Source organism: Parafrankia sp. Ea1.12 (assembly GCF_900465275.1).
GTDB classification, from domain to species: domain Bacteria; phylum Actinomycetota; class Actinomycetes; order Frankiales; family Frankiaceae; genus Parafrankia; species Parafrankia soli.
Genome location: NZ_UBIZ01000189.1, coordinates 1 through 4,217, shown reverse-complemented (window position 1 = coordinate 4,217; position 4,217 = coordinate 1). Strand labels below are relative to the sequence as shown.

At 73.9% G+C, this 4,217-nt stretch carries 2 protein-coding genes; both read left to right on the top strand.

The window, feature by feature from the left end:
* Positions 1 to 767 precede the first annotated feature (767 nt).
* Complete coding sequence (locus FMEAI12_RS06270; protein ID WP_112105312.1) at positions 768 to 3,269, top strand: EAL domain-containing protein; 2,502 nt, start codon at positions 768 to 770, stop codon at positions 3,267 to 3,269.
* Positions 3,260 to 4,217, top strand: a 958-nt coding sequence (gene aat, locus FMEAI12_RS06265; RefSeq protein ID WP_235013755.1) for a leucyl/phenylalanyl-tRNA--protein transferase, incomplete at its 3' end; no start/stop codon positions are given. The genes FMEAI12_RS06270 and aat, both read left to right, overlap by 10 nt.

The window sequence follows — 4,217 nt, the reverse complement described above, 5'->3', positions numbered from 1 at the left end:
GCCTCGTTCCGCCCCCCATGCCTGCCTTGCACACGCCTCACACCCGTGCCCCGCGGCCACGATCCGAGCACACCCCACGGCCGCGGGCCGGAGCCGCCGTCGGGCCTCCACGACCTATGGCCCACAGCGACGGGCGAGGTGGTGCACACAACGCCCACCCAGGCACCCGGCCACGGACCACCACCCGTCGCGACCTGCCAACACCCATGTATGAGAATTCCTCTCATGTCCGGGCTTGTCAGTCGTCGCACCGGTCACAGCCTGTTCCGGCGACGCGACCCGGCGCGGTCCCGGTGGCGGGGTGCCCGGAACCGCCGTAGCCTTTTCTTTCGGGCGGATCGTTCCGACGGCGCGCCTGGGGGTGCCACGGCCCGCGCCCCGGCGCCCCGCGGTGCCGGCGGCCCACCCGCCGCGGGTGCGATCCCCCTACGACCGGGCCGAGACCGGCCCGGGTGTGCCGTGCACGCCCGCGCGCCGGCCGCGCCCATCGAGAGCGGTCCGGCCGCCGAGACCGGCCCAGTCATGTCGGTCACAGCGCCGCTTCCGCGATGCCCGCCCGGGCGCGCGCGTCAGTGCGCCGTCAGCCGGGCCAGGGCGCCAAGGTGGGGAGGAGACCTCTCCTGTACTCGACGCCACCTGGTCCAGCAGCCCGTCACCACCGTGCGCGGCGGGCCGGTTCCCGGCCGGCCGGCCCGGATCCGGCGAGGTGACGCTTGACGATCTCGCCGCCGGCGCCACGCAGGTTCCGCCTGATCCGCCTGGCGCAGATGCTGCTGCTGCTCGCGGCCGTGCTGTTCGTGGCAGTCACGATCACCGGGACGCGGGGAAGTGAACCCGCCGTCGTCGCGCTGCGGTCCTTCGTCACGCTCGTCTCGGGGCTGCTGTGCATCCTGCGTGCCGTCCTGCTGCGCGGTGAGCGGCTGCCCTGGGCGCTGTTCGGCGCGGGGATCATCAGCTACGGCGCGGCCAGCGTCTACTTCAGTCTCGCGGTCAGCGGCCCGGCCGAGGGGGCGGCGGTCGAGGTGTCGGCGGCGGACGTCGGCTGGCTGCTTTTCTATCCGGCCTGCTACGTGGCCGTCATCCTGCTGCTGCGCCAGCGGGTGCTGCGGTTCCACGCGAGCGTGTGGCTCGACGCGCTGGTCGGTGTGCTCGGGGTGGCCGCGCTCAGCAGCGGCATCGGCGCGCGCCTCACCACGGACGGCCCCGCGGACATCTCCTCCGTCGTGGTCGGCCTGGTGTACCCGCTCGCCGACCTGCTCCTCGTCCTGCTGGTGGTGACGGTCTTCGGGCTGCTGCGCTGGCATCCCGGCCGGGTGTGGTGGCTGCTCGGCGGCGGGCTCGTCGGCTTCGCCCTCGCCGACTCGTGCGTGTTCGTGCTGATGGCGGACGGCGACTACGCGCCGGGCGGCCTGCTGGACATCGTCTGGGTGCTCTCCCTGTTGGCCCCGGCGTTCGCCGCCTGGCAGCGCCAGCCCTGGCGGAAGCCCGCGCGGATGTCCGGCTGGAGCGTGATCGCGGTACCGCTGGTGCTGACCGTCCTCGCGCTGGCGCTGCTGGTCATCGGGTCCATGATGGATCTTCCGCTGCTCACCGTGGTGCTCGCGGCGGCGACGGTCCTCACCGCGCTGGCCCAGGCGGCGATGACCTTCGTCGAGGTCCAGCAGCTCGCCGAGAGCAAGGTGCTCGCCCGCACCGACGACCTCACCGGCCTGACGAACCGGCGCGGGTTCATCGAGCGCCTGTCCACGCTCGAGGGGAACATCGCCGACGGGGACTCGTTCGCGCTGCTCCTGCTCGACCTCGACCGGTTCAAGGAGATCAACGACTCGCTGGGCCACCATGTGGGCGACGCGCTGCTCGTCGAGGTCGGGTCCCGCATCGCGGGGGCGCTGCGGCCCGGCGACCTGCACGCCCGGCTCGGCGGGGACGAGTTCGCCGTCCTGCTGGAGCACGCCGACGCCGACGCCGCCCGGCGGGTGGCCGACCGCGTCCTGGTGGCGCTGTCCGGCGCCTTCGAGGTCGGCGGGATGACCCTGCACGTCGGCGCGAGCATCGGCGCGGCGCTCTACCCGGACCACGCCGCCGACGCACAGACCCTGCTGCAGCGGGCCGACGTCGCCATGTACGGCGCGAAGTCCGGCCGGACCGGGGTGGAGTACTACCGCCCCGGCGCCGAGGTGAACACGCTGCTGCGGCTGGACATGATCGAGTCGCTGCGCGCCGCGCTGGGCACCGGTCAGCTCGAGGTCCATTACCAGATCAAGGTCGAGCTCGCCTCGGGCAGGTCGCACGGCGTCGAGGCCCTCGTGCGGTGGCGCCATCCCACCCGCGGCCTGCTGACGCCCGAGTCGTTCGTGCCGCTGGCCGAGCAGGCCGGCCTGATGCGGATGCTCACGATCGAGGTGCTCGAGACCTCGCTCGCCCAGTGCCGGCGGTGGCGCGAGGCCGGCCTGGAGGTCGCCGTCGCGGTGAACCTCTCCGCCTCCGACCTGCTCGACCGCGCGTTCCCCGACCAGGTGCGCGGGCTGCTCGCCCAGTACGGGCTGCTGCCGTCCGCGCTCGAGCTGGAGATCACCGAGACGACGCTGATGCTGGACCGGGTACGCACCGCGGCGGTGCTCGGCGAGCTGCGCGAGCTCGGCGTGCAGATCGCCGTCGACGACTACGGCACGGGCTACTCCTCGCTGGCGTACCTCCAGGAGCTTCCGGTCGACATGCTGAAAATGGACAAGTCGTTCGTGACGAGACTCGAGGACGGATCCGGGCTGCGCCGCGCGAAGGCGGAGGCGATCGTCCGGTCGACGGTCGGACTCGCGCACGCCCTGGGCCTGCGGATCGTGGTCGAGGGCGTGGAGAGCGCGAGCGCGCTCGACAAGTTGCGGAACTACGGCTGCGACGTCGCCCAGGGCTACTTCCTGGGGCGCCCGCGGCCCGCGGACGAGGTCACGGCGATGCTGTCGTCACCGGTCGTCCGGGCAGCGGTCGACGCGGCCGCCGCCGAGGCGACGACAAAGGCGACGACGGAGGCCACGACGACAGCGCAGGCGGCGGCGGAGGTGGCAGCTGAGGTGGTCGATGTGTCCTCGGCGGAGGCTGCGGGCGAGACGGTCGCGGTGGCCCAGGCTGAAGCCCTTGCCCAGGCGGAGGCGGTCGCACAGGCGGAGGCTGCCGCCACGGCGGAGGCCGCGGCCAGGATCGCGGCCGAGATCGACGATCACGATGACGGCGGCACCGGCGCGCGAACCCCCGCGGGCCAGCTGTGGGGCTGACCCCGCCGCTACCCGAACCCCCCCGGTCGGGCTGGGATCATCCCCTGCTCGAGCCATACCTGGAGCGGGCAGCCGCCTACGGACCGGTGGCGGCGGGCGGGGGGCTCACCCCCCCGGCGCTGATCGGCGCCTACCGCCGCGGGGCCTTCCCCTGGCCGGCGGACGACCTCGCCGAGGCGGCCGAGCTGCGCGGAGCACTACGCGCGGCGGCCGCGCGCGGCGTCATCCCGCTCATCGGCCACGTGCCCGAACGCACCGCCGGTGCGGCTGGTGCGGCTGGTGCGGCCGCCGCCGGCGCGGCTGGTGCCGCCGGTGACGGCCCGGGTGACGACGTGGACCCGCCCTGGTGGTGCCCGGACCCGCGGACCGTCCTCGCGCCGGGCGAGATGCGGATCCGGCGCTCACTCATCATCCGGATGCGCAACAGCACCTGGACCAGCACGCTCAACGAGTGCTTCGTGGACGTCGTCCGGGCCTGCCGCCGCGACGGGCCGCACCAGTGGATCACCGAGCAGCTGATCGAGGGCTACGCCAGGCTCCACGCCCTCGGCTGGGCACACAGCGTCGAGATCTGGGACGGCGACGCGCTCGTCGGCGGGATGTACGGCGTCCAGGTCGGACAGGTCTTCATGGGCGAGTCCATGTTCCACCGGGCCTCGGACGCCTCGAAGGTCGCGCTGGTCGACTTCCTCGACCGTTTCGGCCGGGCCGGCGGCGCGCTGCTGGACGTCCAGCTGACGACGGCGCACCTGACGACACTCGGGGCCCGGGAGGTGCCGCGCGCGGAGTTCCTCGCGACGCTGCGGGCCGTCCGGGACGACGAGACGCGGATGGTCTGCGACCGGCTGCCCGTCTCCCGCCTGGCGCCGCCGCGCAAGCCGGGCCCCGAGTGTCGTCAGGTGCGCCGTCGTCAGCTGGACGTCCAGCAGCGCGCCGCCGGCCCGGCCG